Raw genomic sequence first — 4,110 nt, forward strand, 5'->3', positions numbered from 1 at the left:
CCCTGCCCAGCTCGATGTCGATCCCGGGGAAGCTCACCGTCGGCGGTTCGGTCATGTGGAATGAGGCGGCCACACTGCTGAACGTCGGCAGCACCTGCGGGGAGGTGTCGGAAAGGTAGCGAAGCTCACGCGGATCCATCGGGTCCGAGCCCGCCCCCAGCGCCAGGTGGTAGAGCTGCACATCGTTGGCGGACCAGGAGAACTCCACCGGCTCGAGCCGAGCCCCGAGTGCGATGTCGGGGTCAATGGGCACTGCCCGCTCCAGCCAGGTGCAGAGCCGCCAGATACCCGAACGTCATCGCCGGACCGATGGTGCCCCCCGGCCCGGGATAGGTGTGGCCCATCACCGGGGCGCTGACGTTGCCGGCCGCGTACAGGCCCTCGATCACCGAACCGTCGTCACGCAGGGCCCTGCCGTGGACGTCCGTGACGATCCCGCCCTTGGTGCCCAAATCACCCGGCACCAGCTTGGCGGCGTAGTACGGCGGGTGCTTTATCTCGCCCAGGTTGGGGTTCGGCTTGTTGGTGGGGTCGCCGTAGTAGCGGTCGTAGGCGCTCTCCCCGCGGTGGAAATCCTCGTCGACGCCGGAGCGGGCGAAGCCGTTGAACCGTGCCGTGGTGGCGGACAACTCGTCGGCCGGCAGCCCGGTCTCCCGGGCGAGTTCGTCGATGGACTCCGCCATGACGATGACGCCGGACTCCAGCCACTTCTTCGGCATCCGCTGTCCCGGTTGAAGTCCGGCGAAGATGTAGCGGTTCCGGTACCGCTGGTCGAACACCAGCCAGGCCGGCACGTTCTCCGCGGGACCGGATCCCTGCCCGTACTCGCCGCCGTACATGTGGTGGCAGGCCTCGACGTAGGGCATCGACTCGTTCATGAAGCGCTTTCCGGCCATGTTGACGATCATCGACCCGGGCGAATTGCGCTCCGAGAGTGCGAACCACGGCGCCCCCTCCAGCGGAACCGTCGGGCCCCACCAGGCGTCCTCCATGAGATCCATTGCGGCGCCGAGCTTCTCGGCCGCCAGGATACCGTCACCGGTGTTGGCGGCCGCACCGACGGTCCATTCGGTGCCGATCGGCTCGCGCTGGTACTTCCGCCGCATCGACTCGTTGTGCTCGAACCCGCCACTGCCGAGGATGACACCGCGCCGGGCCCGGATCAGTCGCGGCTCGGCCGTCTCCGGCCCCGTCGTGTCGCGCACGTAGACACCGCGCACCACGCCGTCCTCGACATGAAGGTCGGTGAGCGCGGTGTTCAGCAGCACCGGCACTCCGGCGTCGCGCAGACCGATGCGCAGCGGCGCGATCAGCGCGCGACCCATGCCGACGATGTTCTTGCCGCGCATCCCGGCCCACGCGGTGCGGGCGCCGACCTTGATGCTGCGCAGCACGCCGCGGGGATGCCGCTTCATCTGGTTCAGTCGGACGTAGTCCTGCTGCATCACCACGACGTTGAGCGGGACCTTGCCGTAGGCCGGTTCAAGTCCGGCCATGTCCGGGCCGAGTCTCCTGGCGTCGAAGGGTTTCGGTTCGACGGATCGGCCGGCGGGGCGCCCGCCCGGCTGCTCCGGGTAGTAGTCGGAATACCCCGGCACCCAGCACATCTGCAGCGGGGTGTGCTTGAGCACGAAGGACAGCATCTCCGGCCCGCGCTGCAGATAGGTGTCGATCTTCTCGGGGGGGACGATGTCGCCGACGATGGTGTGCAGATAGGTGCGGGCGGCCTCGGCGGAGTCGGTGACGCCGTCGCGCTTGAGGATCTCGTTGTTGGGGATCCACACCCCGCCCCCGGAGCGGGCCGTGGAGCCCCCGTAATGGGCGGCTTTCTCCAGGACCACCGCGGTGAGTCCCTGATGGGCGGCGGTGAGCGCGGCGACCAGTCCGGCCCCGCCGCTCCCGACGACAACGACGTCGAACTCCTGGGCAGTCATACTAGAACACGTTATAGAATTGCCCCGTGCGGGCGCTAGCCGTCCGCGCCGACATCGACGATGGGATCTCTCGGGAATGCTCACCAGCGCCGCCCGTGCCGGGCTCGCCGCCGACCTCGCCGAGGCCGAACGGACCCGAGTGCCGATGATGCCGTTGACGGCTGCCCACCCCGACATCGACGTGGTCGACGCCTACGAGATCCAGTTGACGAACATCCGCCGCCGGATCACCGAAGGCGCCACCGTCGCCGGACACAAGGTCGGCCTCTCATCCAAGGCGATGCAGGAGATGATGGGTGTCGACGAACCCGACTACGGTCACCTGCTCGCCGACATGGAGGTCTTCGAGGACACCCCGGTACCGGCGGCGAACTACCTCTACCCCCGGGTGGAGGTCGAAGTCGGCTTCATCCTGGCCGACGACCTGCCCGGCGCCGGATGCACCGAAGACGACGTGCTGGCCGCGACCGCGGCGTTCGCCCCGGCGATCGAGTTGATCGACTCCCGGATCCGGGACTGGAAGATCGCCCTGTGCGACACCATCGCCGACAACGCCTCCTCGGCGGGGTGGGTTCTAGGCCCGCAACGGGTGTCGCCGAAGGACATCGACATCCAGGGCATCGACGCGGTCCTCACCCGCAACGGCGAGGTGGTGGCCGAAGGCCGCAGCGACGCCGTGCTCGGCAACCCGGTTACCGCGGTGGCCTGGCTGGCGCGCAAGGTCGACGGCTTCGGGGTGCGCCTGCGGGCCGGCGACATCGTGTTGCCCGGGTCGTGCACCCGCGCCATCGACGCCCGTCCGGGCGATGCCTTCGTCGCCGACTTCGCCGGACTCGGTTCGGTCCGGTTGTCCTTTGATTAGGAGCGGGTAGGAGTCTCATGGGCAAGAAATCCGTCGCGATCGTCGGCTCGGGAAACATCAGCACCGACCTGCTCTACAAGCTTCAGCGCTCCGACTGGCTCGAGCCGCGGTGGATGATCGGAATCGACTCCGGCAGCGAGGGTTTGGCGCGGGCACGCAAGCTCGGCCTGGAGACCAGCCACGAAGGCGTCGACTGGCTGCTGGCGCAACCGGAGACCCCCGACATGGTTTTCGAGGCGACCTCCGCCTACGTCCACAAGACGTCCGCCCCGCGCTATGCAGAGGCCGGCATCACCGCCATCGACCTGACGCCGGCCGCGGTAGGCCCCGGAGTGGTGCCGCCGGCCAACCTCGGCGACCACCTCGACGCCCCGAACGTCAACATGGTCACCTGCGGTGGCCAGGCCACCATCCCAATCGTGTACGCGGTGTCCCGCGCCGTCGCCGTGCCCTACGCCGAGATCGTCGCGTCGGTGGCCTCGGTGTCAGCCGGTCCGGGGACCCGGGCGAACATCGACGAATTCACCAAGACCACCGGCAAGGGGGTCGAGACCATCGGCGGGGCCGGCCGGGGCAAGGCCATCATCATCCTCAACCCCGCCGACCCGCCGATGATCATGCGCGACACCATCTTCTGCGAGATTCCCCCCGATACGGATCAAGCCGCCGTCATTCAATCCATCCATGACGTGGTGGCCGAGGTGCAGACCTACGTGCCCGGCTACCGACTGCTCAACGAACCGCAGTTCGACGAACCGTCGGTGGTCAACGGCGGACGGCACCTGGTGACCACGTTCATCGAAGTCGAGGGCGCCGGCGACTACTTGCCGCCGTACGCGGGAAACCTGGACATCATGACCGCGGCGGCGACGAAGGTCGGCGAGGAGATCGCCAAACAGTCCGCGGCCCTCGGAGGCGCGCGATGAGTGACCACATCTGGGACATCCGGATCACCGACACCTCACTGCGCGACGGCTCGCACCACAAGCGCCACCAGTTCACCAAAGACGAAGTGCACGCCATCGTGGCGGCTCTGGACACCGCCGGTGTGCCGGTGATCGAGGTCACCCACGGCGACGGCCTCGGCGGCTCCAGCTTCAACTACGGATTCTCGAAAACCCCCGAGCAGGAACTCATCAAGCTCGCGGCCGAGACCGCCAAGGACGCCAAGATCGCCTTCCTGATGCTGCCCGGCGTCGGCACCAAGGACGACATCCGTGAGGCACAGGACAACGGCGGCTCGATCTGCCGCATCGCCACCCACTGCACCGAGGCCGACGTGTCCACCCAGCATTTCGGCCTGGCCCGCGAACT

At 67.9% G+C, this 4,110-nt stretch carries 4 protein-coding genes and 1 pseudogene; 3 read left to right on the top strand and 2 right to left on the bottom strand.

Translation table 11 applies throughout. The annotated features are described in order from the left end of the window. Window positions 1-253, bottom strand: a pseudogene (locus ADBZ5U_RS14720) (3-alpha,7-alpha,12-alpha-trihydroxy-5-beta-cholest-24-enoyl-CoA hydratase); the annotation flags it as partial. Beyond that, window positions 243-1,934 carry a 3-oxosteroid 1-dehydrogenase gene (gene kstD, locus ADBZ5U_RS14725; RefSeq protein ID WP_526811424.1) on the bottom strand — a complete coding sequence of 564 codons (1,692 nt, stop codon included), beginning with the start codon at window positions 1,932-1,934 and terminating at the stop codon, window positions 243-245. The pseudogene ADBZ5U_RS14720 and the gene kstD, both read right to left, overlap by 11 nt. Before the next feature lie 76 nt (window positions 1,935-2,010). Between kstD and ADBZ5U_RS14730 the strand changes: the two genes are divergently transcribed. The 3 genes from ADBZ5U_RS14730 to ADBZ5U_RS14740 all read left to right on the top strand — a co-directional run. Next, window positions 2,011-2,796 (top strand): 2-keto-4-pentenoate hydratase, encoded by a 786-nt coding sequence (locus ADBZ5U_RS14730; protein ID WP_526811426.1) that lies wholly within the window; start codon window positions 2,011-2,013, stop codon window positions 2,794-2,796. A 17-nt stretch (window positions 2,797-2,813) separates the two neighbouring features. Then, a complete protein-coding gene (locus ADBZ5U_RS14735; RefSeq protein WP_526811428.1) occupies window positions 2,814-3,722 on the top strand; it encodes an acetaldehyde dehydrogenase (acetylating) in 909 nt (302 codons plus the stop codon). Continuing rightward, a partial coding sequence (locus ADBZ5U_RS14740) for a hydroxymethylglutaryl-CoA lyase-like TIM-barrel protein (RefSeq protein WP_526811430.1) occupies window positions 3,719-4,110 on the top strand: 392 nt, incomplete at its 3' end. The genes ADBZ5U_RS14735 and ADBZ5U_RS14740, both read left to right, overlap by 4 nt.

Origin of the sequence: Mycobacterium sp. (genome assembly GCF_040398885.1) — a bacterium.
In the GTDB taxonomy this organism is placed as follows: domain Bacteria; phylum Actinomycetota; class Actinomycetes; order Mycobacteriales; family Mycobacteriaceae; genus Mycobacterium.